At 71.5% G+C, this 23,122-nt stretch carries 26 protein-coding genes and 2 pseudogenes; 13 read left to right on the forward strand and 15 right to left on the reverse strand.

The window, feature by feature from the left end:
• Positions 1-7: 7 nt before the first annotated feature.
• The 5 genes from OG447_RS07895 to OG447_RS07915 form a co-directional block, all read right to left on the reverse strand.
• Entirely contained in the window at positions 8-346 is a 339-nt protein-coding gene (locus OG447_RS07895; RefSeq protein ID WP_266935750.1) for a MerR family transcriptional regulator, read from the reverse strand.
• Between the two features lie 206 nt (positions 347-552).
• Positions 553-864: an SCO5918 family protein gene (locus tag OG447_RS07900; RefSeq protein ID WP_266935751.1), complete on the reverse strand. Its 312-nt coding sequence runs from the start codon at positions 862-864 to the stop codon at positions 553-555.
• A gap of 49 nt (positions 865-913) precedes the next feature.
• A complete protein-coding gene (locus tag OG447_RS07905; protein WP_266935752.1) occupies positions 914-2,428 on the reverse strand; it encodes a DEAD/DEAH box helicase in 1,515 nt (504 codons plus the stop codon).
• A 308-nt stretch (positions 2,429-2,736) separates the two neighbouring features.
• Positions 2,737-2,940, reverse strand: a complete 204-nt coding sequence (locus tag OG447_RS07910) for a cold-shock protein (RefSeq protein ID WP_030224351.1) — start codon at positions 2,938-2,940, stop codon at positions 2,737-2,739.
• A gap of 322 nt (positions 2,941-3,262) precedes the next feature.
• Positions 3,263-3,793, reverse strand: a complete 531-nt coding sequence (locus OG447_RS07915) for a GNAT family N-acetyltransferase (protein ID WP_266935753.1) — start codon at positions 3,791-3,793, stop codon at positions 3,263-3,265.
• A gap of 108 nt (positions 3,794-3,901) precedes the next feature.
• Between OG447_RS07915 and OG447_RS07920 the strand changes: the two genes are divergently transcribed.
• On the forward strand, positions 3,902-4,312 hold the full coding sequence (locus OG447_RS07920; RefSeq protein WP_266935754.1) for a VOC family protein: 411 nt from the start codon (positions 3,902-3,904) through the stop codon (positions 4,310-4,312).
• Positions 4,313-4,370: 58 nt separating this feature from the next.
• Positions 4,371-4,613, forward strand: a pseudogene (locus OG447_RS07925) (AraC family transcriptional regulator); the annotation flags it as partial.
• A 98-nt stretch (positions 4,614-4,711) separates the two neighbouring features.
• On the opposite strand, the gene OG447_RS07930 reads toward OG447_RS07925, so the two are convergent.
• Positions 4,712-5,662 carry an alpha/beta fold hydrolase gene (locus OG447_RS07930; protein ID WP_266935755.1) on the reverse strand — a complete coding sequence of 317 codons (951 nt, stop codon included), beginning with the start codon at positions 5,660-5,662 and terminating at the stop codon, positions 4,712-4,714.
• Between the two features lie 211 nt (positions 5,663-5,873).
• On the opposite strand from OG447_RS07930, the gene OG447_RS07935 reads away from it, so the two are divergent.
• From OG447_RS07935 to OG447_RS07950, 4 genes are all read left to right on the forward strand, one after another.
• Positions 5,874-7,079 carry an NAD(P)/FAD-dependent oxidoreductase gene (locus OG447_RS07935; protein ID WP_266935756.1) on the forward strand — a complete coding sequence of 402 codons (1,206 nt, stop codon included), beginning with the start codon at positions 5,874-5,876 and terminating at the stop codon, positions 7,077-7,079.
• Positions 7,080-7,188: 109 nt separating this feature from the next.
• The gene (locus tag OG447_RS07940) at positions 7,189-8,136 is read left to right on the forward strand and encodes an RNA polymerase sigma-70 factor (protein WP_266935757.1); all 948 of its coding nucleotides are present in this window, start codon (positions 7,189-7,191) and stop codon (positions 8,134-8,136) included.
• Positions 8,137-8,233: 97 nt separating this feature from the next.
• On the forward strand, positions 8,234-9,007 hold the full coding sequence (locus OG447_RS07945) for a TetR/AcrR family transcriptional regulator (RefSeq protein ID WP_266935758.1): 774 nt from the start codon (positions 8,234-8,236) through the stop codon (positions 9,005-9,007).
• Positions 9,000-9,662 carry a hypothetical protein gene (locus OG447_RS07950; RefSeq protein WP_266935759.1) on the forward strand — a complete coding sequence of 221 codons (663 nt, stop codon included), beginning with the start codon at positions 9,000-9,002 and terminating at the stop codon, positions 9,660-9,662. The genes OG447_RS07945 and OG447_RS07950 overlap by 8 nt, the downstream gene beginning before the upstream one ends.
• A gap of 29 nt (positions 9,663-9,691) precedes the next feature.
• Here the strand turns inward: OG447_RS07950 and OG447_RS07955 are convergent, their stop codons facing one another.
• From OG447_RS07955 to OG447_RS32255, 3 genes and pseudogenes are all read right to left on the reverse strand, one after another.
• Positions 9,692-10,438: a VOC family protein gene (locus OG447_RS07955; protein ID WP_266938801.1), complete on the reverse strand. Its 747-nt coding sequence runs from the start codon at positions 10,436-10,438 to the stop codon at positions 9,692-9,694.
• 152 nt (positions 10,439-10,590) lie between these two features.
• The gene (locus OG447_RS07960; protein ID WP_266935760.1) at positions 10,591-10,875 is read right to left on the reverse strand and encodes an isoamylase early set domain-containing protein; all 285 of its coding nucleotides are present in this window, start codon (positions 10,873-10,875) and stop codon (positions 10,591-10,593) included.
• Between the two features lie 428 nt (positions 10,876-11,303).
• A pseudogene (locus OG447_RS32255) lies at positions 11,304-11,372 on the reverse strand (restriction endonuclease); the annotation flags it as partial.
• Positions 11,373-11,416: 44 nt separating this feature from the next.
• Here OG447_RS32255 and OG447_RS07965 point away from each other — a divergent pair.
• Positions 11,417-12,154 (forward strand): cyclopropane-fatty-acyl-phospholipid synthase family protein, encoded by a 738-nt coding sequence (locus tag OG447_RS07965; protein WP_266935761.1) that lies wholly within the window; start codon positions 11,417-11,419, stop codon positions 12,152-12,154.
• Positions 12,155-12,228: 74 nt separating this feature from the next.
• Here the strand turns inward: OG447_RS07965 and OG447_RS07970 are convergent, their stop codons facing one another.
• Together OG447_RS07970 and OG447_RS07975 are read right to left on the reverse strand one after the other, a co-directional pair.
• On the reverse strand, positions 12,229-13,455 hold the full coding sequence (locus tag OG447_RS07970; protein ID WP_266935762.1) for a glycosyltransferase: 1,227 nt from the start codon (positions 13,453-13,455) through the stop codon (positions 12,229-12,231).
• Positions 13,456-13,509: 54 nt separating this feature from the next.
• Entirely contained in the window at positions 13,510-13,890 is a 381-nt protein-coding gene (locus tag OG447_RS07975; protein WP_266935763.1) for a VOC family protein, read from the reverse strand.
• 217 nt (positions 13,891-14,107) lie between these two features.
• On the opposite strand from OG447_RS07975, the gene OG447_RS07980 reads away from it, so the two are divergent.
• Complete coding sequence (locus tag OG447_RS07980; protein WP_266935764.1) at positions 14,108-15,745, forward strand: TauD/TfdA family dioxygenase; 1,638 nt, start codon at positions 14,108-14,110, stop codon at positions 15,743-15,745.
• A 3-nt stretch (positions 15,746-15,748) separates the two neighbouring features.
• On the opposite strand, the gene OG447_RS07985 is transcribed toward OG447_RS07980, so the two are convergent.
• Positions 15,749-16,534, reverse strand: a complete 786-nt coding sequence (locus OG447_RS07985) for a GntR family transcriptional regulator (protein WP_266935765.1) — start codon at positions 16,532-16,534, stop codon at positions 15,749-15,751.
• A gap of 205 nt (positions 16,535-16,739) precedes the next feature.
• Here OG447_RS07985 and OG447_RS07990 point away from each other — a divergent pair, with 205 nt between their 5' ends.
• Both OG447_RS07990 and OG447_RS07995 read left to right on the forward strand, forming a co-directional pair.
• Entirely contained in the window at positions 16,740-18,380 is a 1,641-nt protein-coding gene (locus OG447_RS07990) for a LuxR C-terminal-related transcriptional regulator (protein WP_266935766.1), read from the forward strand.
• Positions 18,381-18,506: 126 nt separating this feature from the next.
• The gene (locus OG447_RS07995) at positions 18,507-18,806 is read left to right on the forward strand and encodes a hypothetical protein (protein ID WP_266935767.1); all 300 of its coding nucleotides are present in this window, start codon (positions 18,507-18,509) and stop codon (positions 18,804-18,806) included.
• On the opposite strand, the gene OG447_RS08000 is transcribed toward OG447_RS07995, so the two are convergent.
• Positions 18,796-19,593 (reverse strand): alpha/beta fold hydrolase, encoded by a 798-nt coding sequence (locus OG447_RS08000; RefSeq protein WP_266935768.1) that lies wholly within the window; start codon positions 19,591-19,593, stop codon positions 18,796-18,798. The genes OG447_RS07995 and OG447_RS08000 overlap by 11 nt on opposite strands.
• Positions 19,594-19,732: 139 nt before the next feature.
• On the opposite strand from OG447_RS08000, the gene OG447_RS08005 reads away from it, so the two are divergent.
• The gene (locus OG447_RS08005; RefSeq protein ID WP_266935769.1) at positions 19,733-20,593 is read left to right on the forward strand and encodes a helix-turn-helix transcriptional regulator; all 861 of its coding nucleotides are present in this window, start codon (positions 19,733-19,735) and stop codon (positions 20,591-20,593) included.
• A gap of 70 nt (positions 20,594-20,663) precedes the next feature.
• On the opposite strand, the gene OG447_RS08010 is transcribed toward OG447_RS08005, so the two are convergent.
• Together OG447_RS08010 and OG447_RS08015 are read right to left on the reverse strand one after the other, a co-directional pair.
• On the reverse strand, positions 20,664-20,852 hold the full coding sequence (locus OG447_RS08010; protein ID WP_266935770.1) for a hypothetical protein: 189 nt from the start codon (positions 20,850-20,852) through the stop codon (positions 20,664-20,666).
• A gap of 197 nt (positions 20,853-21,049) precedes the next feature.
• Positions 21,050-21,406 carry a PRC-barrel domain-containing protein gene (locus OG447_RS08015; protein ID WP_243628990.1) on the reverse strand — a complete coding sequence of 119 codons (357 nt, stop codon included), beginning with the start codon at positions 21,404-21,406 and terminating at the stop codon, positions 21,050-21,052.
• Positions 21,407-21,740: 334 nt separating this feature from the next.
• Here OG447_RS08015 and OG447_RS08020 point away from each other — a divergent pair, with 334 nt between their 5' ends.
• Both OG447_RS08020 and OG447_RS08025 read left to right on the forward strand, forming a co-directional pair.
• Positions 21,741-22,571: a hypothetical protein gene (locus OG447_RS08020; protein WP_266935771.1), complete on the forward strand. Its 831-nt coding sequence runs from the start codon at positions 21,741-21,743 to the stop codon at positions 22,569-22,571.
• Positions 22,568-23,095: a histidine phosphatase family protein gene (locus tag OG447_RS08025; RefSeq protein WP_266935772.1), complete on the forward strand. Its 528-nt coding sequence runs from the start codon at positions 22,568-22,570 to the stop codon at positions 23,093-23,095. Before OG447_RS08020 ends, OG447_RS08025 begins: the two co-directional genes overlap by 4 nt.
• Positions 23,096-23,122: the final 27 nt, after the last annotated feature.

A 23,122-nucleotide genomic window follows, 5' to 3' on the forward strand; every position in this document is an offset into this window, starting at 1 on the left:
ACCGGAGTCAGGCAGAGGTGTCGGGCGGTGATCCCGCGGCACGGCGGAATTCGGCGTTGAGCCGCTGTGCCTCTTCGAGCTGGTCCTCCAGGATGACGATGCGGCAGGCGGCCTCGACCTGCATGCCCTGGTCGACGAGTTCCCTGGCGCGGGCCGCGATGCGCAGCTGGTAGCGGGAGTAGCGGCGGTGTCCGCCTTCGGAGCGCAGCGGTGTGATCAGGCGGGCTTCTCCGATGGCCCGGAGGAAGCCGGGGGTGGTGCCGAGCAGCTCGGCGGCCCTGCCCATCGTGTAGGCGGGGTAGTCGTCGTCGTCCAGTCGGCCGCCGAGCGAGTCATCCGCTGTCATCTGCACCTCCTCTTGGGAACGCGTCGGGGGCCCCGGCGCCGAACGGCACCCGGGGCCCCGGAGGAAATTCAACACCATCGGCCGCTCCCGGCGCTGGCCGACCTGACCGGGCACCGCGTTCCGTACGCGACGAGGGCCCCGGCCGGCGTGTGCCGGTCGGGGCCCTCGGTGTCGTTGCGGTGCCGCTGGGCGGCCCGGCCCGTCGCTCAGACGGACACGGGGGAGCCGAGGAGCGCGGACGCCCGCTGGAGCGGGTCGATGCCGCGCGCGGGGGCGGGGGCCTCGGGCAGTCCGCGGCAGGTGAAGCCGAGCTGGGTCATGGCCCGGACGACTTCGCCGGCGCTGAAGTCGCGGCGGTCCTGGCGGGTGATGACCTGGCCGACCTGCTTGACCGGGTAGACGCGGCGGCCGATGATCACGGACTCGCCGACGACGGGTTCGGGCTTGACGCCCTTCATCGATTCCAGCACGCCGCTCTTGGTGAGGTCGAACGGGAATCGGGCGATGACACAGCGCATGATTGCCTCACAGGGAGAAGGGGAGAGTGGTCGACCTGGGGGAGGTGCTTCAGGCGGCCGTGCCCAGTGCCGGCTGCCGCTGGGTGTTACGGCGCGCTGCCTGCGAGGGCCGGCCGCGCCGGCCGCGTGAGGCGGCGCTGCGCTTGGGGCGCTCGCTCACCGGTGCCGTGATGACGACGGGGATGCCGGAGGGGGCCTGGGCGCCGGTGATGCGGTGCAGTTCGGCCTCGCCGGAGCGGACCTGGGTGGTCTGCGGGACGATCCCGGCGGCAACCATGAGACGGCTCATGTCGCGGCGCTGGTTGGGCGTGACGAGGGTGACGACGCTGCCGGACTCGCCGGCGCGGGCGGTGCGTCCGCCGCGGTGGAGGTAGTCCTTGTGGTCGGTGGGCGGGTCCACGTTGACCACGAGGTCCAGGTTGTCGACGTGGATGCCGCGGGCGGCGACGTTGGTGGCGACCAGCACCGTCACGTGCCCGGTCTTGAACTGGGCCAGGGTGCGGGTGCGCTGGGGCTGGGACTTGCCGCCGTGCAGGGCGGCGGCCCGTACTCCGCTGTTGAGGAGGTCCTGGGTCAGCCGGTCGACGGCGTGCTTGGTGTCCAGGAACATGATCACGCGGCCGTCGCGGGCGGCGATCTGCGTGGTCGTGGCGTGCTTGTCGGCGCCGTGGACGTGCAGTACGTGGTGTTCCATCGTGGTCACCGCGCCGGCCGAGGGGTCGACGGAGTGGACGACGGGATCGCTGAGGTAGCGGCGCACGAGCAGGTCGACGTTGCGGTCGAGGGTCGCCGAGAACAGCATGCGCTGCCCCTCCGGGCGTACCTGGTCGAGCAGGGCCGTGACCTGCGGCATGAAGCCCATGTCGGCCATCTGGTCGGCCTCGTCGAGCACGGTGATCTCCACCTGGCCGAGCCGGCAGTCGCCGCGCTCGATCAGGTCGGCGAGGCGCCCGGGGGTCGCGACGACCACCTCCGCACCACCGCGCAGGGCGCCGGCCTGCTTGGCGATCGACATACCGCCCACGACCGTGGTCAGCCGCAGCTTCACGGAGCGGGCGTACGGCGTGAGGGCGTCGGTCACCTGCTGGGCGAGCTCGCGGGTGGGGACGAGCACCAGGGCCAGCGGCTGCCGGGGCTCGGCCCGCCGGCCGGCGGTACGGGCCAGCAGGGCGAGGCCGAAGGCGAGGGTCTTGCCGGACCCGGTGCGCCCGCGACCGAGTACGTCGCGGCCCGCGAGGGTGTTCGGCAGGGTCGCGGCCTGGATCGGGAAGGGGACGCTCACACCCTCGGTGCCGAGCGCGGCGAGGAGCTGGCCGGGCATGTCGAGATCGGCGAACGCCTCGACGGCGGGCAGCCCGGGGGTGATCGTCTTGGGCAGGGCGAACTCACCCTGCACGGCTGCGGGGCGGCGGCCGTAGCCGCCGGAACGGGACTGGCCGCCGGAACGGGACTGCCCGCCGGAACGGCTGGGGGCCGGCGCGCCGAAGCGGGCTCCGCGCGCGGAGCCGTCGGAGCGGCCTCCGACCGTGCGGGAGGAGCGATTGTTCGTACGTGTGCGGTTCATGCGGAACCTTCCTCGATGCGGCGCATATCAAGGAATTCCCGCAGCGATGAGCGGCATGGAGAATTGCAAGAATGGCCGAATGGAACGCGAAAGCGAACCTGGCCGGCGCACATCAAAATGCGGGCGCAGGTGCTGGAATGGGTGACACGGTGCGGAGGTGATCCGCTCCCCGAGTGAGGGATCCCCGTACGAGGGGACCGTGGAATCCTCGGGTCGTCCCGCAGGTGAACCCACTGCGGGGAAAATGCGTGCAGCTGAGGCCCGCACCCCGAGGGATGCGGGCCCCAGCTACGAAGTACGCGTCAGCGTCAGGCGGGAACGATGTTCTCGGCCGTCGGGCCCTTCTGGCCCTGCGCGATGTCGAAGCTGACCTTCTGGCCTTCCTGCAGCTCGCGGAAGCCCTGGGCGGCGATGTTCGAGTAGTGGGCGAACACGTCAGCGCCGCCACCGTCCTGCTCGATGAAGCCGAAACCCTTTTCCGCGTTGAACCACTTCACGGTACCAGTAGCCATGTCATATCTCCTTTGGGGCAGTACAACGGGATCCGCACCGTGCGGACCTCGTGTCGCCGCGATGATTACCCCACCGGAAAAACGACCGGAAATGCGCAAGCAGCCTGGCGGCATAAAATCCGACCGGGTGCTTGAAGTTTTGGGAACCACAACTGCAACTGGTATCGACAGTAGCATGCCCCGACGGACCGTGTGTGATAAACGCTTCCAATCCCTTCGGTGCCGTAAAAACTCTCAGCGCGCGGTCGGTCAAATTCTCATCTCGCGGGCACAGATATTGACTCACGCGCAGGGTCGCCTCCGCGGTCGGCGCCGCGAGTCCTTACCGGACCCGTCTGGCCAGTACCTGTCCCGGCCAGGTGTCGGACAGGTAGCGCTCGGTGGGGGTGAAGCCGTTGCGCTCGTAGAACGCGACCAGTTCGCCGCCGCCGCCCGCCCAGCAGTCGACCCGCAGCAGCTCCACGCCGGCCCTGCGGGCCTCCTCGGCGGCACGGGCCAGCAGCGCCGCCCCGACGCCCCGACCGGCGTACCGCCGGTCGGAGACCAGCAGCCGGACGTACCGTTCGGGCTCGCCGGCCGGCGCGATCGGCAGTTGCGGGCTGGGCCCGGAGTCCAGGACCAGGGCTCCGACCGGTGTTCCGTCCAACTCCGCGATGTACGGGGCGTTCTCGGTCGTGTACCGCTCGACCCGCGCCGCCCCGCCGGGCTTCTGCGAGTACGGTGTCGTGCCCCACTGCTCGGTGTTGCCGCGCGCGTTCATCCAGGCCACCGCGGAGTCGAGCATCTCCAGAATGGCCGGTGCGTCGGCCGGGCCGCCGGGTCTGATCCGCATGCCGTGTGTGGTGTCGTTCACGGCGGAATCCTAAGTACTGCCGGGCGGTGGTCCACGGGCGAGGCAGGTGGCCGGACCGGTCAGGATTCGAGAAGCACCGTCCACCGGACCGCAGTTAGCGTGGTGGACATGGACATCTCCATTCACATGAGCACCCTCCCGCACGACGATCCGGACGCCGCCCTGGTCTTCTACCGCGACGTCCTCGGCTTCGAGGTCCGCAGCGACGTAGGGCAGGGAAACATGCGCTGGATCACCGTCGGCCCCGCCGGCCAGCCGGACACGTCGATTCTCCTGGCGCCGTCGGCCGCCGACCCCGGCATCACCGAAGCCGAGCGCCGCACCATCGCCGAGATGATGGCCAAGGGCACGTACGGCTGGATCCTGCTGGCCACCAAGGACCTCGACGGCACCTTCGAGAAGCTGCAGTCCGGCGACGCCGAGATCGTCCAGGAGCCGACCGAGCAGCCGTACGGCATCCGCGACTGCGCCTTCCGCGACCCCGCGGGCAACCTGGTCCGCGTCCAGGAGCTCCGCTGAGCCGTTCCGCACCCCGAGTACGCACGGGCATCGATGGATCGATGAAGGGAGCTCTCCCATGTGTCATCCCGAGTGGAGGCGCGCACTGGTCGAGGCGCAGCGCCTGAAGGGCCTCGCGCGGCTGCGCCGCGTCCGGGACCGGATCGACCGGGAGTACGCGCGACCGCTGGACGTCGTGGCGCTCGCCCGCAGTGTGGACATGCCGGCCGGGCACCTCAGCCGCCAGTTCCGGCTCGCCTACGGCGCGTCTCCGTACGCCTACCTGCTGCGGCGCCGCACCGAGCGCGCGAGGGCGCTGCTGCTCGGTGCCGGAGCGGGCTGAGGCGGGCCCCTTCTCCTGACGCCGGTCCGCCGGGCGCGCCGGTCCGTCCGGCGCACCGGTGTGCCCGGCCGCAGGTCCTACGCGTCGACCACGCCGTCGGCCCCGGCCGGGTGGAGGGAGTCGACGTCCTCCATGAAGCCCAGCATTCGGGCGTTGACCACGTCGGGATGGTCGATCTGCGGCCCGTGGCCCGTCGCGGCGATGATCTCGGCGCGGGCTCCGGGGATCAGCCGCGGTACGCGCTCCGACTGCCGCTGCGGGTGCACGAGAAGGCTGCGCTTGCCCATGATCAGGTAGAACGGCGTCCGGATGGAGCGCAGTGCGTCCTCGGCCAGTGGCAGCGGTGCGGGGCGGCGGATGCGGAAGGCCCGGACGCCGGCCTGGATCCACGTACGCAGCTCGGGAACGGTAATGACCGGCTGTTCCAGCCAGGCGGCCAGGCGCGGGCGCAGGGCCTTGGGCGCGTAGGTGGCGAAGAGGCTCGCGAAGATCCAGACGAAGAAGCGCAGGCCGACCTTCTCCAGGCCGCCGGGGTCGAGGGCGGTGACCGAGGCGAGCCGGCCGGGCCGGCGGTGTGCCTGGTTGATGACCAGCCAGCCGCCGTAGGAGGAGCCGACGAGGTGGACCCGGTCGAGGCCGAGCGCGTCGAGGGCCTCGTCCATCCACTGGGCGGCCCGCTCGGGCTGCCACATCGGTTCGCGGTGGATGCTGCGGCCGGGGTCGCCGGGGGTGTCGAGCGCGTAGACGGGGCGGTCGGCGCTGAGCGCGCGGGTGTTGGGGTACCACATGGCCGAGCAGCCGCCGGAGCCGTGGATCAGCACGACCGGCGTGCGGGACTCGGCGGCGGGGTCCGCCGGCCCGTAGCGGTAGACGTGCGTGGTGCCGAAGCTGGTCTCGACGTCCGTCTCGGAGCGTATGGGCGCGCCCATCGCGAAGAGCGCGTCGCAGGCGGCGAAGTACCGGTCGCGCAAGGTGTCGTTCACATAGCGGCCGATGTCGCGGCGCACACGGGTCGTGTTCTCGGGCACTGGGCACCTCCGGGAAGATCCATTCTTCGTGGTACGACCGTACCATGATGTTGATACGCCGGTACCACGAAAGTGTCCCGGGAGGGGGTGGGGGCGGCCTGTCCGGGCGCCGGGCCGACGCCGACCGAAGTGACCTGCCTCACACGCTGTCACAGCGGTCGGTCACGCGGTGTCTTGAGGTCGAACCCCTTGGAACGACGAAGGAGACACCATGACCAGGCACACCGATGTGGTCGTGATCGGCGGCGGATACGCCGGAGTCATGGCCGCCAATCGCCTGACGCAGCGCGAAGACGTGACAGTGACGCTGATCAACCCGCGCCCGGACTTCGTCGAGCGGATCCGGCTGCACCAGCTGGTGGGCGGCTCGCACGACGCGGTCGTCGACTACCGGCAGGTCCTGGCCGAGGGCGTCGATCTGGTGGTCGACACCGTGACACGGATCGACACGGCCGGGCGCAGCGTGGCGTTGGCGACCGGAGGCACGGTCGGTTACGACTACCTGGTCTACGCGGTGGGCAGCGGCAGCGCCGACCCGCGCGTGCCCGGAGCGGCCGAGTTCGCATACCCGATCGCCGACCTGGAGGAGGCGCAGCGGCTGCGGCCGGTCCTCGACGCCGCGCCCGCGACGGCCGCGGTGACCGTGGTCGGCGGCGGTCCGACCGGCATCGAGACCGCCGCCGAACTGGCTGAGCAGGGCCGTACCGTGACCCTGGTCTGCGGCGAGGTGCTCGGCCCGTACCTGCACCCCCGGGGCCGGCGCTCGGTGGCCAAGCGGCTGGCCGGCCTCGGTGTGACCGTGCTCGAAGGCCCCGACGCGAAGGTGACGGCCGTGACCCGCGATGCCGTGCGGCTCGGTGGCGGCCGCGAGCTGCCGAGCGAGGTGACCATCTGGACCGCCGGCTTCGGCGTGCCGGACCTGGCCGCCCGAAGCGGGCTGAGCACCGACGCCCTGGGCCGCCTGCTCACGGACGAGACCCTGACGAGCGTGGACGACGCGCACGTCGTCGCGGCCGGGGACTCGGCGGCGCCGTCGGACCTGCCGCTGCGCATGAGCTGCCAGGCCGCGATGCCGCTGGGCGCGCGGGCCGCCGACACGGTGCTCAGCCGGATGGACGGCGAGCAGCCCTCGACCCTCAACCAGGCGTTCGCCGGCCAGTGCATCAGCCTGGGCCGGCGCGGCGGCATCTTCCAGTTCGCCCACAAGTACGACGTCGCGCTGTGGTTCCACATCGACGGTGGCCTCGGCGCGAAGCTCAAGGAGTTCGTGTGCACGGGCACCGTCAAGCATCTGGCGGACGAGGCGGGCAAGCCCGGTTCGTACCGCTTGCACCGCGTCTCAGGAGGCACCAAGCGCCAGGAGCTGCTGCAGGCCAGGCGCGACGAGGTACCGGCCACCGCTGACCGGGCATCCTAGCCAAGATCGAACTGCCGCCAACGGCTGACGACGAAAGGGACGTTGCTGTGGATGCACGCTTGAAGGCGGTCGGAGACCGGGCCCGGCCGCGCAGGAGAGGGGTCGGCAGATGACCGACCGCGCCACCAACCACGCCACCAACCACGCCACCGACCCGGCGACCGACCACGCCACCGACCCGGCGACCGAGACCTTCGTCGCCCACCGCAACCTCCTCTTCACCGTCGCCTACGAGATGCTCGGATCGGCGGCCGACGCCGAGGACGTCCTCCAGGAGACCTGGCTGCGCTGGGTCAAGGTCGACCTGGAGCAGGTGCGCGACCAGCGCGCGTACCTGGTCCGGATCACGACCCGGCAGGCGCTCAACCGGCTGCGCACCCTGACCCGCCGCAAGGAGGCGTACGTCGGCCCCTGGCTGCCCGAGCCGCTGCTCACCGCGCCGGACGTGGCCGACGACGTGGAGCTCGCCGAGAGCGTGTCGATGGCGATGATGCTCGTCCTGGAGACGCTGTCGCCGACCGAGCGCGCCGTCTTCGTGCTGCGCGAGGTCTTCGACATCGGCTACGAGGAGATCGCGGCCGCCGTCGACAAGAGCCCTGCGGCCGTCCGCCAGATCGCGCACCGCGCCCGCCGGCACGTCGATGCCCGCCGCCCTCGCCAGGCGGTCTCCCCGAGCCAGACCCGGGTGGCCCTGGAGTCGTTCCAGCGCGCGTTCGAAACCGGGGATCTTCAGGGCCTCCTCGACGTCCTCGCCCCCGAGGTCGTCTATATGGGCGACGGCGGCGGCGTCAAGCACGCTGCGGTGCGGCCGGTCATCGGCGCCGGCAAGGTGGCCCGCCTCTTCGCCGGCATGGCCGGCAGGGCCGGAAGCGTGGTCGTCGCCCTCTGCCCCACCGTGGTCAACGGCAGCCCGGCACTCGTCGTACGCCTGGACGGGGAGATCGACGGCGTCATCGCGATCCATGCCGAGGACGCCCGCATCACCGGCCTCTACTTCGTCCGCAACCCGGAGAAGCTGTCCCACGTCGCATCCGAGACCCCGCTCACCCTGCGCTGAACCCCGGTGACCGGGCCCTCTGACCGAGGGCCCGGTCCTCTTGTTTACACGATATACCTTGTATATCGTGTAAACCTGCCTACCAGGAGGGGCGTCCATGCCTCGCGCAGACCGCACCGGCCGTCCCAGCGGCACGTCCGACCTGTCGGACGTCGCAGACCTCCTGTGGCGCACCGACGCCGAACACGATGAGGAGCCCCGTCCCCGGCTCAGCGCCGGCCGGATCGTGGCGGCCGCGGTGGCCGTCGCCGATGCCGAGGGGCTGGACGCCCTGTCGATGCAGCGCGTCGCCTCGGAGCTGGGCTGTACCGCGATGGCGCTCTACCGGCACATCCCGGGCAAGGAGCAGCTCATCGCGGCGATGACCGACGCCGCCACCGGCCGCCCGCCCACACCCCCCTCGCCGGCCGCGCAGTGGCGCGTGGAGATCGAGTCCTGGGTGGAAGCCCTGTGGGGCCTCTATCTCAGCCACCGGTGGATGCTCCGGGCGCCCACGCTGAGTGCCCCGGTCGGCCCGAACGAACTGGCCTGGTTCGAGGCCCTGCTGAACCCGCTCCTCCGCGCCGGTCTCGACCGGGGGAGGCTGATTCCGGTCGCGACCTTCCTCTCCAGCGCCGTGCGCGACCTGGCGCGGGTGGCCACCGAACTCGATCCGGCGGGCGCCGCCGCCTACGGCGAGGTCCTGGCCCAGCGTCTGGACCCGCAGCGGTTCCCCACCCTGTGCTCGCTCGCGGGCGGGGAGGGGCTCGACGAGGAGGAGGACGGTGACGTCGCTCCGATCGTCCGTCACGGAGTGCGGTACCTGCTCGACGGGATCGAGGCCGAAGTCGCATCCCAGTCCGCCCGACGGAAGGAAGAACGACATGGATGACCTGTGCATACGACGACTGATGGCGGTCTGCGGCATCGCCGCCGGGTTACTCGCCGCGGTCGGTGTCCCGCTCTACTTCGTGTATTCCGGAGCGCCGCCGGCCTCGAACGTACTCACCAGGATCCTGCTGAACATCCTGACCTGCGGTGCGCTCCTGGTCTTCCTGACGGGGCTGCGCCACCTGATCCGGAGCGCCGGTGCCGGGTTCGACTGGCCGGCGAGCCTGCTGTTCGGCTCCGGAGTCGCCTACGTCACCGTCACTCTGGTCGCCGCGTCGATCGAGGCGGGAACGGTCCTCGAACACCCCACCGGGACGCTCGACCCGACCGTCGACGGCACGCTGGCCCACGCGAACATGCTCCTGCACGGGTCGGTCGCCCGCCTCCTCACGGCGATCCTGCTGACGGCCGCCGGCTACGCGATCCTGCGCAGCGGGGTGCTGCCGCGCTGGACCGGGCACCTTGCCTACGCCGTCGCGGTGATCAACCTCGCCTTCGTGCCGTCGCTGTTCTACGGGACGGACGCGGGCGACTTCTACAGCGCCGTCGGCTGGGGCAACACCGCCATGACCGCCGCGCTGATCGTCTACTGGGCGCTGGCCGTCGGCATCGCGGCCCTGACGCGCTCGTCCCGGCAGCACACGCAGGCCGTCTGACGGCCTGCGTGTGCTGCCGCGGCAACGGGTCAGAAGGGGCCGGGTCCGGCCGGGCCGACGATGCCGAACAGTGCGCCGTCGGGGTCCCGCAGGGTGATCTCGCGGGGGAAGGGACCGGAGCCCGTCACGGAGAGGGTGCTGCCGCCCAGTCCGGTGGCCGCCTTCACCGCGGTTTCGAGGTCGGGCACCCGGAAGGTGACGTGCCAGCGCGGCCGCAGATGCGGGTCGGGGGCCTGCGCGAGCGTCCCGCCGTGCAGGTGGGCCACCGTCCGGCCCGCGTGGCGGAGCAGGATGCGGTTGTCCTCCTCCACGTAGGCGACCTCGCAGCAGCCGGCGTGGTCACAGGCCCACTCCAGGACTTCGCCGTAGAAGATGGCGGCGTCGAAGGCGTTCCTGGTGCGCAGTTCGAGCCAGGCCGGAGCGGCTTCGCCGCCCATGTCCCAGTCGGGGATGGCGTCGCCCTGCCAGATCCCGAAGACCGCCCCGTCGAGGTCGGCGGCGAGCGCCGCCCGTCCGGTGCCGAAGGGCAGGGGGCCGACGGCGACGGTTCCGCTGCGTTCGAGGATGCGCGCCACCGTGCCGTCGGCGTCGTCCGCGGCGAAGTACGGGGTCCAGGCGACGGGGCCCGCGACCGTCGGGGGCAGGGCGCCGAGGCCGGCCACCGGGACCCCGTCGCGGAAGGCCACGGAGAACCCCTCGCCGAGACGGGCGGTCCCGAAATCCCAGCCGAGGACCGCACCGTAGAACTCCTGTGCCGAGCGGAGGTCGCGGGCCATCAGACTGACCCAGCAGGGCGCGCCGAAGGTTTCGTGGCTCGATGTCGACACGACTCTCAACCCCATCCGCTGGTGCGCTCCGGGAGCGCCCCTCCCACGGTAACTCGTGGGGCGCTCCCGGAGACGGTGCGTAGGCGACCGGACGCGGACGGTCAGGTACGGAGGAGGCTGTTGGAGCCGTCGACGGCGTCGGCGCCCTCCTCGTTGAACCAGTAGTCGCCCGCCGCCAGGTAGCGGAAGGCGTGCGTGCCCTTCCCGGGCAGGGCTACGGTGACCGCTCGGGTGCCGTCCTTGCGCGGCTGCAGCTCGTGCGTGCCCGGCTGCCAGTCGTTGAAGTCGCCCACGACACTGACCGGCCCGGGCGGGGTGTCCGCCGGCAGAACGAAGGTGATCTCCGTGTGGTCCTTGCCGCCTTTGCGGCGCTTGCGTTCGAGCACGGGAAGGCTCCTGCCGAGTCGGGGAACGTCGGCCACATCCTCGTACCGCGGCCGGGCCGTGCCCGCGACGACACGGCGGACGTGCACCCGCGCGGCGGAGCGTGTAGGGGATTCGGCCGGACGGGAGCGGGCAGGGGCGGGAGTGAGAACGCCGTCTGCGAAGGCCGGATCCGCCATGACGCACATGCTCATGCACACGCACAGCTACAGCTGCAGCCACACGTACGGGTACGCGCATACGTACACGCATACGGGTGAACGCATGCAGGGGACGCCGACCCACCCGCTCCCGTCGGAGCCGGGCCCGGTACCTCCCACGCACCCCTTCCCCGCCGACCCCCACACGCCGAGGCCGGTCCCGAGGCCCGTCCCCGGACCGGAACCGGTGCCCGAACCGCCGCCGAGGCCCCCGTCCCGGTAGCGCCGACGCGGAGGAGTTCCCACAGGGGGCGGGAGCCGGCGGCCCACTGGGCGAGGAGGTGGCGGTCGACGAGGTGGAAAAGCGGGTGCGTGCGGCCTCTGGCCATGTCAGGCTCCGCCGGTGAACCGTGAACAGATCTCCAGGCTTGCCCATGCCGATCATCCGATTGCGGCCCCGCTCGACGACGACTCGGTACGCCGGCTGCTGGAACGCGGCATCACACGCGGCGACGAGCGCGTACTCGACCTCGGCTGCGGCGGCGGAGAGTGGCTCCTGCGTGCCCTGACCACGCATCCGAAGGTGCGGGCCGAGGGCGTCGACACCTCGGAGAGCTCGCTGGAGCATGCCCGTAAGACCGCGCGCATCCTCGGCGTTGACGGGCGCCTCGACCTCCACCAGGAGGACGCCGCGGGCTTCGCCGCCCCCCACGCGTTCGACCTGGTGGTCAGCGTCGGGGCCACCCACGCCTTCGGTGGCCTGCTCCCCACCCTGGCCGCGGCACGCAAGCACCTGACTCCCGGCGGACGCGTCCTGATCGGTGACGCGTTCTGGGCGGGCGAGCCCTCCCCCGAGGCCGTTGAGATGCTCGGGGACCTCACCGACCTGCCGACCGCCATGGACCGTGTCATCGCTGACGGTTGGACACCCGTCCACGGGCACATCAGTACCCGCCGAGAGCTCGACGACTACGAATGGGCCTGGACGGGGTCGCTGGCCTCATGGGCTCTGGACCACCCCGCCGATCCGGACAGTTCCCAGGCGCTGGCAACAGCCACTACTCACCGCGACGAATGGCTGCGCGTCTACCGGGACGCCTTCGGCTTCGTCTGCCTGGTCCTGCGCCCGACGTCCGGCTGAACATGCCGATCGTCGAGCCGGGCACTGTCCCCGGCTCGACGGTCCCGCGTGGTTCACGCAGGTTCGGCGGGCCCTTACCGGCCGACCCTGTCGAGCACCAGCCTCGCGGCCGCCGTCGCCCCGTCGGTGCGGATCGTGGCGGCCACGGCGGCGGCTCGTGCGCGGGTCTCGGGGGTCAGGGCCGCCTTGAGCGCGGTCGACAGGGACTCGGCGGTCAGCGTCGGACCGTCGTGTGCCGCGCCGATGCCCAGCTCGGCCACCCGGCCGGCCCAATAGGGCTGGTCCGCCATCTGGGGGACCACGACCTGGGGCGCCCCGGCCCGGGCGGCCGTCGTCGTGGTGCCCGCACCGCCGTGGTGCACGACGGCGGCCACCCGGCGGAAGAGTGCCTGCTGGTTGACCTCGCCGACGGCGAAGCAGTCGTCCTTGTCGTCGGCCGGTTCCAGGTCGGCCCAGCCGCGGGAGAGGAGTACCCGGCGGCCCTGGGCGCGGACGGCCTCGATGGCCGCCCGGGTGACGCCCTGCGCGTCACGCACGGGAATGCTGCCGAAGCCCACGTACACCGGCGGTGTGCCCTCGTTCAGGAACGCCTCCAGCTCGGCCGTGAGCGGGCGTTCGTCCGGTCGGATCCACGCGCCGGTCTGCACCACGTCGAGGTCGGCAGGTTCCAGCCACGGGCACAGGGCAGGGTCGGCTGCCAGCAGCGGCCGGTCGGTGAGGACGTGGTCGCGGACGTTGTCCACCGGCGGCAGGCCGATCGATGCCCGGTGCGTGTTGATCGCCTCGCCGAACAAGGCGTTCAGGCTTTCCGTGTTCAGCTCCCACAGCACCCGGTTGTCGGTCACCTCGGGTGGGACCGGCCGGCCCGGCCACGCGAGCGGCGGGTGGTGCGGCGACGGCAACGAGGCCGGGTAGTAGGCCACGGACACGTAAGGGATGCCCAGTTGCTCGGCCACCGACCGCGCGGCGGCCGCGGCCGGGATCAGGCCGGTTGCCACCACAGCGTCACAGCCCTCGGCGGCCGCGGCGACAGCGTCGTACGCGGAGGCGAGCAATGCGGCCGTGCGCTGGGCCAGACCCTCCGCCGCTGTCGGCGCCGTCCCGGTCACCACTGCCTTCACGACCGGCCGCAACGGCCGGCCGATCGGCACCAGCGGGAGGTCTACGGTCTCCAGCAGCTCCGCGAAGTCCGGCGGCGCGCACACCTGCACCTCCGCGCCGAGCGCCCGCAGACTCACTGCGAGTGCCACCATCGGCTCGACGTCTCCACGCGACCCGTACGCCATCAACAACACACGCATTGAGCGACTCTCATTTCCTTGGATGCCGGCCTCGGCCGGTGATGGGCCACAGCACTAGCGCGCGACCCATTCGACGAGCTGGACGACGACCCCGTTGGGGTCGGTCATCTGGAACAGCCGCTCGCCCCAGGGCTCTTCGCGGAGCGGCATGGTGATGGGGGCGCCCGCCGCGCGCAGACGGGCCTCCTCGGCATCGAGACCGGTGACGGTGAGCGCGAGGATCAGGCCGCCCGCCTCCCGGTCCCGCTGCTCGGCGGGCAGGACTTCGGTGCCTTTTCGGAGCAGGACGATGTCGACGGCGTCGTCCTTGCGGGTCAGGGAGGCGAAGCCGTCGTCGGCCATGGCCACTTGGTAGCCGAGATGGGTGCAGAAGAAGTCACGGGAGGCGTCCACGTCGGCGACGGTCAGCGAGAGGGTGGAGGTGGAGACGTTCACGGCAGCTCCTTGGAAGGCATGCGGTGGGCAGTGCGGTCGGGAGGCGTCAGCAGTTAGTCGATCTTGTCACGCAGGGCCGGCGGCCGGTTTGCCGCCTCCGCACAGCCACATGTCGAACCCAAGCGGACATGGACGGGAACGCTCGACTTCACCTGAGGGTCATCTGCGGCTGAGACCTTCCCTCTGAAAAGTTGGCTATACAACTTAGGAGTGAGTGATGGTCGAGCCGCCTTCCGTCCAGGACCTGCCCGTCATGTGGCTGCGGGACAACTGCCCCTGCCCCCGGTGCCGGGACCCGCGCAACGGGCAGAAGCTGTTCCAGATCACCGAACTGCCCGCCGACCTCGCGCTCGGGGCCGTCCGGCGGACAGCCGACGGGGTCGAGGTGGACTGGGCACCCGACGGGCACCGGTCGGTTTACTCCGCGCAGTGGCTGGCCGCCAGCCGGCCCGGCGCACCGGGCCCCGGGGACCGGCGCTCCGAGACCGGCAAGACGCTGTGGACCGCGGCCGATCTGCACGGCCGGCTGCCCGAGGCGGGCTGGGCGGAGTACCTCGGCGACCCGGAGGTCAAGGCGCGGGTGCTGGAGTCCGTCATCGGACTCGGCTTCGCCCTGCTGCGCGACGTACCGTGCCGTGAGGGCCAGGTCCTCGACGTGGCGCAGACCTTCGGGTACGTCCGCGAGACCAACTACGGGCGGCTCTTCGACGTACGGGTCGAGCCGGATCCCAACAACCTGGCCTTCACCGGCGCGCGGATCACCCCGCACACCGACAACCCGTACCGCGACCCGGTGCCCACCCTCCAACTGCTGCACTGCCTGTCCAACGAGGCGGCCGGCGGCGACTCCGGTCTGGTGGACGGGTTCCGGGCCGCGGCGACTCTGCGTGCCGAGGACCCGGAGGCGTTCGCGGTGCTGACCCGCACCCCCGTACCGTTCCGCTTCGACGACGCCCGGACCGTGCTGGCGGCGGACCGGCCGCTGATCGACGTGGACGCGTACGGCCGGATCCGCGAGGTGCGCTTCAACAACCGCTCGATCTCCACCCTCCGGCTGCCCGCCGGCGAACTGGACGCCTTCTACCGGGCCTACCGCACCTTCGCCGGGATCATCCTGCGCCCCGAGCTCCAGCTGGACTTCCGGCTCTCGCCCGGCGACTGCCTGATCTTCGACAACGTCCGCCTGCTGCACGCGCGTACCGCCTTCGAGGAGAGCGGCGCCCGCCACCTGCAAGGCGCGTACGCCGACCTCGACGCCCTGGCCGGCACGCTCGCCGTACTCCGGCGCGAACGGGCCGCGGCCGGAGGGGAGTTCCTGGACCGGCTGGCGGAGCTGTTCGCGGGCGAGGGCGCGGGGGCCTACCTGGGCGAGCGGGTGACCATGGCGGAGCACATGCTCCAGACCGCGGCGCGAGCCGAGCGGGCGGGCGCGCCCGACGCACTGGTGGCCGCCGCGCTGCTGCACGACGTCGGCCACTTCCAGGGGCCGGTCAGCGGCGCGGAGTTGATGGCCGGCACCGACAACCGGCACAGCCACACCGGGGCGGACCGGCTGGCCGACTGGTTCGGCCCCGAGGTCACCGAGCCGGTCCGGCTGCACGTGGCGGCCAAGCGCTATCTCTGCGCGGTGGAGCCCGAGTACCTCGGGCGGCTCTCCGAGGCCTCGGTGTACACCCTCCAGGTGCAGGGCGGTCCGATGTCCGCGCCCGAGGCCGCCGCGTACGAGGCGGACCCGTACGCGGCGGACGGGGTGGCGGTGCGCCGCTGGGACGACGAGGGCAAGGACCCCGAGGTGTCGGCCCCCGGCTTCGCGCACTTCCGGCCGCTGCTCGCTGCCCTGCTCAGGACCGTCTGAAGATCAGTCCTGGTCGGCCGGGCGGCGGGCCAGCGAGCCGGCGGCGGCCGAACTGTGGACCGTGAACGCCACGGTCTCCGGCAGGTACCGGTCCTCGGACCACTCGATCGGGATGCCTGCCGGATCCGTGCTGCACCGCCGTTCGCGCAGCAGCGGGTCGCCGGGCCGGCAGCCGAGCAGCCGGGCGTCCTCCGCATCGGCCCGGCACAGATCGATGGTGTGCTGGGCGTCCGCGAACAGCACACCCCGTTTCTCCAGGCCGAGGGTGTACGACACCGTGTCGTGCGGCAGCCCGGCGATGAGCTCGCCGATGGCCGGCGGGTAGACGGTGCGCTCCACCATCGCCGGGCGCCCCGACAGCGTGCGAAGGCGCCGCACCTGGTGGACCTCGGCTCCCTCGGGCAGCCGCAGGTGCGCGCGCTCGGCCGCGTCGGCGGGCCGGGTGCCCGAGGAGACGACCAGGCCGCCGGGCTCCTCGCCGGTGGAGCGTGCCCAGCGGGTGAAACTGAGCAGCTCGCCGAAGCTCTGCGGCCGGGACGTCCCGATCACGACCCTCCGGGTGCCGCGCCGCGAGGCGACGAGTCCCTCGGCCCGCAGGAGGGCCATCGCCTGGCGGACCGTGCCCCGGGAGACGCCGTACTGCTCGGCGAGCTCCCCCTCTGCGGGCAGCCGCCCGCCCGAGCCGTACCGGCCCTCGCCGATGGCCCGGCCCAGGTCCGCCGCCACCCTCCGGTACAGCGCCTGCCCCTTCGCCGCGCGCTCCCCGCCAGCGGCCGCGCCCTGCGTCACGTATCCCTCTCCGTCCTGCTCCACCACGACCTGCCCCGACCGGACCGGCCCCGCCCTGTCCTGTCCTGTCCTGTCCTGTCCTGTCAACGGAGCCTAACCGGGTCCGGTAGGCGCGCGGGCGCGGCGCTTGACGGTCGCTCGCGTGATCAGGCAGCCGTTGGAGCGCCTCGGCCACTGTCCCGCGTGGCGAGTCGATAATCGCCTCGTGGACAAGGACACCGATCTTGCCCGAGGCCGTGCGTGCTACGCCGCCGAGGCCTGGTTCGAGGCTTTCGAGCGCCTGAGTGCCGCCGACGGAGCGACACCGATGGGGCCCGAGGACTTGGAGCTACTGGCCAGGTCCGCCTACATGCTCGGGCGCGACGAGGAGTACGTGGCCGGGCTGGAGCGCGCACATGGGAGGTGGCTGGATGCCGGCGACGTACCCCGCGCCGTCCGCTGCGCGTTCTGGATCGGCCACAGCATGCTGTTCCGGGGTCACCACGTCCGGGCGAGCGGCTGGTTCTCGCTCGGTGAGCGCCTCCTGAAGGACGACGGGCGGGATTGCGTCGAACGGGGATATCTGCTCATCCCCTTGTGGCTGAGCCAGATGGGCGGTGGCGACTGGCAGTTCGGCCACGCAACGGCGGCCGAGGCCGCCGAGGTCGGCGAGCGGTTCGCCGACGCGGACCTGGTGTGGCTGGCACGCGACGAGCAAGGCCGGGCCCTGGTGAACCTGGGTCGTGTGCACGAGGGCCTCCGGCTGGTGGACGAGGCGCTCGTGATCGTCGAGTCCGGTGCGCTTTCGCCGATCGTCAGCGGCATCGTCTACTGCAACACCATCGCCTTCTGCCGCGACCTGTACGACCTGCGTCACGAGCGTGAGTGGACGGACGCTCTGACCCGGTGGTGCGACCGTCAGCCGCAGATGGTCGCGCACAACGGTCTGTGCCTGGTGCACCGGGCCGAAGTGCTGCAGTACGGCGGCGCCTGGACCGCCGCACTGGATGATGCGCGCCAAGCCTCCGAACGCCGCACCCAGGGTGTGCTGAACCAGATCGCCCGCGGCCAGGCGTTCTACCGGCAGGGCGAGATCCATCGGTTGCAGGGCCGTCCGGCCGAGGCCGAGGACGCCTACCGCGAGGCCAACCGCTGTGGGTTCGAGCCTCAGCCCGGGTTCGCGCTGTTGCGGCTGGCCCAGGGCAATGCCGGGGCCGCGGCGGCGACGATCCGGCGTGCCGTGGCCGAGCACACCCGCGAGTTGGAGCGGGCGGGCCTCCTTGCGGCGTACGTCGAGATCATGCTGGCCGGGGGCGACGTCGACGACGCGGCCGCGGCCGCCGATCAGCTCTCGGCGATCGCGGAGCACCAGGACAGCTACGTGCTCCGCGCGAGGGCTGCGTACGGTCTTGCCTCCGTGGCGTTGGCCAAGGGCGACACCACCGCCGGTCTCACCGAGGGACGGCGGGCGTGGCACGCGTGGCAGGACCTCGAAGCGCCGTACGAAGCCGCCCGGGCGCGCATCGCCGTGGCCCTTGCCTGCCGCTCGCTCGGTGACGACGACACCGCCGACCTGGAGCTCCATGCGGCTCGCGCGGTGTTTGCGGAGCTGGAGGCCGGGCCGGACCTCGCTCAGGTCGCTGCTCTCGCCCGTGGCGGGCCGGGCACGGACACCTACGGTCTCTCGGAACGTGAGCTGGAGGTGCTCCGCGAGGTCGTCGGCGGCGCGAGCAACCGGCAGATCGCCGCCGCCCTGGTGATCAGCGAGCACACTGTTGCCCGGCACCTGCAGAACATCTTCGCCAAATTGGGTGTCTCCTCGCGGACGGCGGCGAGCACCTTCGCGTTGGAGCACGGCCTCGTGTGAGCTGCCTGGTCAGGAATGACCACTGCGGTCCGGCACGGTTTGGTGAATCTGCGCGATGTGGAGCTCGCCTCCGCACACCTAGCATCGAATCGTTCGAGCGGCACCGCTTCGAACGAGGAGGCCGACATGTACGTCGTGGTCCAGCACAAGATCTTGAACCCACAGACCGCGTTTCCCCGCGGCCAGGCCCTGATGGCCGGCACCGGAGCGCCCGATGGCACCCGGGTGCTGCAGTTCTACCCGCACGTCGACGGATCCGTCGTGACGTGCCTCTGGGAGACGAAGTCCGTCGGGGACGTCCAGGGATTCGTCGACACGACTCTCGGGGACGCGAGCATCAACGTTTGCTACGAGGTCGACTCGGAGAACGCATTCGCCGACCGCCCCCTCGGCCTGAAGCAGTCGCCGGCTCCGGTCACCTACTAGAAAGAATGCCCAGGAACTCGGTCACGAGCTTGACGAAGGCGTCCTCCTGCTCGAAGAACAGCACGTGGCCTGCGTCGATCTCGGCGTAGTCGCTGTGCGGGATCGCGACGTGCAGGGCGCGGCTGTGCTCGATGGGGACCGTGATGTCCTGGGTGCCGCCGATGACGAGGGTGGGGGCCTGGATGCGCGGGAGCAGGGGGCGGATGTCCACCTGAAGGTCGTAGGCGATGTGGCGCAGAGTGCCTGGAGTGGGAGGCATGTTGGGGATCAGGGCCTCGAACTCGGCGCGGCCGATGGCGTTGAGGAAGCCGCGGCTGAAGCCTGTCATGGCCACGGCGCGGCCGAAGGACGTGGGGTCGCTCGTGCCGAGGTTCTGCCAGAGGGTGAAGAGGCTGCGCAGGTATTCGTCGCTGTCGGTGTGGGCCCAGCCGGCGACCAGGATCAACCGCCTTACGAGGTCGGGGCGGAGCGCTGCGACGGTGGCGGCAACGGTCGAGCCCATGGAGAAGCCGAGCAGGTCCACCGGCCCGTCCGCCGCGTCCTCGATGACGGCGATGACCTGGGCGGCGAGTCCCTCGGCGGTCAGCGGAGCGCCGTCGTCGAGGGTCGCCTCGGTGCCGGAAAGGTCGGGGGTGATCACCGTGCGGTGCGGGGTGAACCGGGGGGCGGTCCGGCCCCAGTTGACGGCGGCGCCCGCTGATCCGGTGCCGTGGACCAGGACGAGCGAGGGTCCCGAGCCGGTCTTCTCGTAGTGGACCTGGGCGTTGCCGACGGTGATGGTGGCCATGGTGTGCTCCCTGCGACTGGGTGACCGGGGCGTTCGTGCTCCGGTGAGACCCACAGTGCCGCTGCGGTGCGGGGAGGGGGAGAGCCTTCTCGACCCTGGGATCGGCAGTCCCTGGATGAGCCCCGGGGCGTCCGGCAGGATGACCGTCATGAAGATCGACCGTGAGGCACTCGCCGATTTCCTGCGCCGCTCCCGCGACCGGGTGCGGCCACAGGACGCCGGCCTGCCCGTCGGCCCCCGCCGCCGCACCCCGGGTCTGCGCCGCGAGGAGGTGGCCCAGCTCGCCGGCATGTCGGCCGACTACTACATCCGCCTCGAACAGGCCCGCGGCCCGCAGCCGTCACCGGAGATGCTCGCCGCCTTGGCCCGCGCCCTGCGCCTGTCCGACGACGAACGCGACCACCTCCACCTCCTCGCCGGACGGCGCCCGCCCGCCGCCCGGACGGCCGGCGACCACGTGAGCCCGGGACTGCTGCACCTGCTGGACCAGCTGCCGGCCACGCCGGTGCAGGTGATCAGCGATCTCGGTGACGTCCTGGCCCAGAACGCGATGGCCGAGGCCCTGCTGGGCGGGGTGTGCTCGGTGTCGGAGCACGGGCGCAACGTGGTCTGGCGCTGGTTCACCGACCCGGCCCAGCGCACCGCCTACCCGGCCGCGGAGCACGACCACTTCAGTCGGCTGCACGTGGCCGATCTACGGGCTGCCGTGGGCCGGCGTGCGGGTGACCCCGCCGCGACACGACTGGTGGACCGGCTGGGTGCGGCCAGCGCGGAGTTCACCGCCCTGTGGGGCCTGCACGAGGTCGCCGTACGCCGGGCCTCACGCATGCGCGTCCTGCACCCGCTGATCGGCCCGGTCGACCTGGACTGCCAGGTCCTCCTCGCCCCGGAAGGCGACCAGCGCGTTGTCCTGTACACCCCGCCCGTCGGCAGCGACACCGCCGAACGCCTGGCCCTCCTGAAGGTCGTGGGAACGGGCCAGTTCGCCGCGCTCGGCTGACGGGCAGCACGCCGGGGGTGCGTGGCCGGTCCCGGGCGCGCAGTCATCCGACTCCGGCTCCGGAACGGACCTACGGACGCTGTCCCCGGTCGAGCCCTGTGACCTCTTCGTAGGCTTCCGCCAGCAGGGCGAGCACCTTGCCGATCTGCTCGCGCACCCCCGGATCGGCGATGAGTCCGTCTGTGCCGATCATCTGAGAGGCCACCGGAATGCTGGTGCAGGCCGATTCCACGATGGCAGCGCCGGTGTAGGCGAGCACCAGCCGCAGCGTGGCCTCCGCACCCAAGCCACGCCCGGGGACAGCGGAGTTCACCCAGCCCGCAGGCTTCCGGACAGCAAGAGGATCAGAGGCAGCGAAGGCACCTCATCACTGAGTCCCAGGATGACGACCACGAGAAGGCAGGAGCAGGAAGATCGCCATTGCGAGCACCTCCTCCGGCACGGGGCTCGGGGCGGTCAGCGGCGCGCGAGCTTCCGTTCGCCGTGGGCGCCGGGCTGGTAGGCCATCTCGTAGTGCTTGAAGATCGCTTCTTCCTGCTCGGCGGGCAGGATGTCATCAGTGCCGATGGCCGGGGCCTTCTTCACGACTGCCTTGGCGTGCGCGACCTTGACGTAGCCGGGTCCCACGATCGCCTCGTCGAGAGGAACGAAGACCAGGCGCCGGCGGGTGGGCAAGCCGGTGAGGACGGTGGCCATGGCCGGTTCGTCGGTAGCGGTGTGCACGTAGATCGCTTCCAGCGAGCCGATCCTGTGTCCTTTTGGGTCGACGACGTCGCAGTCGCGCCACTCGCGGATATCGGCTGAATGGATCATGCCCCGCTCCTTGCGGCGCGACGAGGGTGACACAACGGCCCCGGCACATTCACACGCCGGGGCCGCCCTTCCGGGCGCTGCACGTGAGAGTGCACCGACCCATTCATCATGGTATGCCCCTGGCGCTTCCCCGGCACCAGTGATGTTTCGCGGCGGTACAGGCCACCTATCGCCGTGAGAATCCTGGCAGTAGCGCGCCCGTAGCGACGCTTCCGCCCAAGGGCACGGATGGGGCCCACGCCCTACGACCGTGCGACGCGCGGTATTCCACAACGTTGGCGTCCTGGTCAGGTCCTCCCCCGTACCGGAGGTTTCCACGACTAGCCTCCGCATCATGCTGCGTATCGCCGACACTCGCACCGGCCGCCTCGTGGAGATCCCTTCCGCACACCGCCACCTGCTGCGCATCTGCGTCCACCTGCCGGTCATCGACACCGGGATCGGCACGGTGCACGTGCGGGCGCCTCTGGTCGGTGACGTACTGGCGCGCACAGCGGAGCTCCATGGGCTGCAGTCCGTCACGGTCCTCACTGCGCCGGACCTGCCGCCTGAGCCGGCCCAGACGCTCGAACAGGCCATGGCTGTTCTCGGCATCCACCCGCCTGCCACCGTAGGCGTTCACCGTCTGACCGAGGCGATGTGCGCCGCTGCCGACGTGCACGTGCTCGCGTACGGCACCGCCGTGCAGGACGCCGTCGGCGGGGTCCGGATCGACGTGGGTCAGGTCAGCCCGGCACCCCCGGACGGGGACGCCCCGGACCGTGGCCACCTCCTCGCCTCGGATCTCACGGACGCATTCGCCCCGGAGGGGACCGACCCGCTGGCTGTGAGGATGCTGTTGCTCGGCCACGCCTACCGCACGCCGGTCACGCTCACCAGTGCCGCGCTCGCCGAGGCCCGGCGGATGCTGAGGCACTGGCGGCAGCAGGTGGCCGACTGGGCGCAGGAGCCGTCCAGGCCGATCCCCGCCGACGTGCTGCGACAGGCCCATGCCGCGCTCGCCGATGATCTCGGCGTCCCCGCTGTCCTGGACATGCTGGTCAGCGTGGTGAAGCGCGCCGACGTGCCGGCCGGTGCCAAGTTCGAGACGTTCGCCTTTCTCGACCGCGTCCTCGGGCTGGACCTCGCGCGCGAGGTCGGCCACCAGCACCCGGCGACGCCATGACTCCGGGCACCTTGCGGCGCCTGGTCGTCCTGCGCCACGCCAAGTCCGCCTGGCCGCAGGACGTGGAGGACTCCGAGCGGCCACTCGCCCCGCGCGGCCGCCGCGACGCCCCGGCAGCCGGCCGCTGGCTGCGTGAGGCCGACTGTGTTCCGGACCTCGTCGTGTGTTCCCCCGCCCGTCGCACTCGCCAGACGTGGGACCTCGTCGCGGCCGAGTTCGGCGCCGGCATTGCGGTGATCCACGAGGAACGCATCTACGGGGGGAGTGCCGGGGAGTTGCTCGACGTCGTACGAGAGATCCCCGCGCACGTACGGACGCTGATGTTGATCGGGCACAACCCCGGCGTGCAGGAGCTGGTCCTGCTGCTTGCCGGTGAGACGGACGGCTACGCGCTGGAGCAGACCCGTACGAAGTTCCCGACATCCGCGATCGCCGTGCTGCGCGTGCCGGGGCCCTGGTCGACCCTTGAACCTGGTGCCGCCCGGCTGACGGACATGGTCGTGCCACGCGGCGCGAAGCCTTGACTGCCCGCGTACCGGTCGGTACGCGGG

The sequence above is a fragment of the Streptomyces sp. NBC_01408 genome, from assembly GCF_026340255.1.
Taxonomy (GTDB): Bacteria; Actinomycetota; Actinomycetes; order Streptomycetales; family Streptomycetaceae; genus Streptomyces.

Excerpts from the sequence above, each read along its gene's own strand:
- OG447_RS07945 (WP_266935758.1), top strand. The coding sequence starts at position 8,234 with ATGCCTCGCGCAGACCGCACCGGCCGTCCCAGCGGCACGTCCGACCTG.
- OG447_RS07940 (WP_266935757.1), top strand. The coding sequence starts at position 7,189 with ATGACCGACCGCGCCACCAACCACGCCACCAACCACGCCACCGACCCG.
- OG447_RS07995 (WP_266935767.1), top strand. The coding sequence starts at position 18,507 with ATGTACGTCGTGGTCCAGCACAAGATCTTGAACCCACAGACCGCGTTT.
- OG447_RS08005 (WP_266935769.1), top strand. The coding sequence starts at position 19,733 with ATGACCGTCATGAAGATCGACCGTGAGGCACTCGCCGATTTCCTGCGC.
- OG447_RS07920 (WP_266935754.1), top strand. The coding sequence starts at position 3,902 with ATGGACATCTCCATTCACATGAGCACCCTCCCGCACGACGATCCGGAC.
- OG447_RS07955 (WP_266938801.1), bottom strand. The coding sequence starts at position 10,438 with ATGGCCCGCGACCTCCGCTCGGCACAGGAGTTCTACGGTGCGGTCCTC.
- OG447_RS08025 (WP_266935772.1), top strand. The coding sequence starts at position 22,568 with ATGACTCCGGGCACCTTGCGGCGCCTGGTCGTCCTGCGCCACGCCAAG.
- OG447_RS08000 (WP_266935768.1), bottom strand. The coding sequence starts at position 19,593 with ATGGCCACCATCACCGTCGGCAACGCCCAGGTCCACTACGAGAAGACC.
- OG447_RS07980 (WP_266935764.1), top strand. The coding sequence starts at position 14,108 with ATGGTCGAGCCGCCTTCCGTCCAGGACCTGCCCGTCATGTGGCTGCGG.
- OG447_RS08020 (WP_266935771.1), top strand. The coding sequence starts at position 21,741 with ATGCTGCGTATCGCCGACACTCGCACCGGCCGCCTCGTGGAGATCCCT.
- OG447_RS07910 (WP_030224351.1), bottom strand. The coding sequence starts at position 2,940 with ATGGCTACTGGTACCGTGAAGTGGTTCAACGCGGAAAAGGGTTTCGGC.
- OG447_RS07895 (WP_266935750.1), bottom strand. The coding sequence starts at position 346 with ATGACAGCGGATGACTCGCTCGGCGGCCGACTGGACGACGACGACTAC.
- OG447_RS07950 (WP_266935759.1), top strand. The coding sequence starts at position 9,000 with ATGGATGACCTGTGCATACGACGACTGATGGCGGTCTGCGGCATCGCC.
- OG447_RS08015 (WP_243628990.1), bottom strand. The coding sequence starts at position 21,406 with ATGATCCATTCAGCCGATATCCGCGAGTGGCGCGACTGCGACGTCGTC.
- OG447_RS07970 (WP_266935762.1), bottom strand. The coding sequence starts at position 13,455 with ATGCGTGTGTTGTTGATGGCGTACGGGTCGCGTGGAGACGTCGAGCCG.
- OG447_RS07900 (WP_266935751.1), bottom strand. The coding sequence starts at position 864 with ATGCGCTGTGTCATCGCCCGATTCCCGTTCGACCTCACCAAGAGCGGC.
- OG447_RS07905 (WP_266935752.1), bottom strand. The coding sequence starts at position 2,428 with ATGAACCGCACACGTACGAACAATCGCTCCTCCCGCACGGTCGGAGGC.
- OG447_RS07935 (WP_266935756.1), top strand. The coding sequence starts at position 5,874 with ATGACCAGGCACACCGATGTGGTCGTGATCGGCGGCGGATACGCCGGA.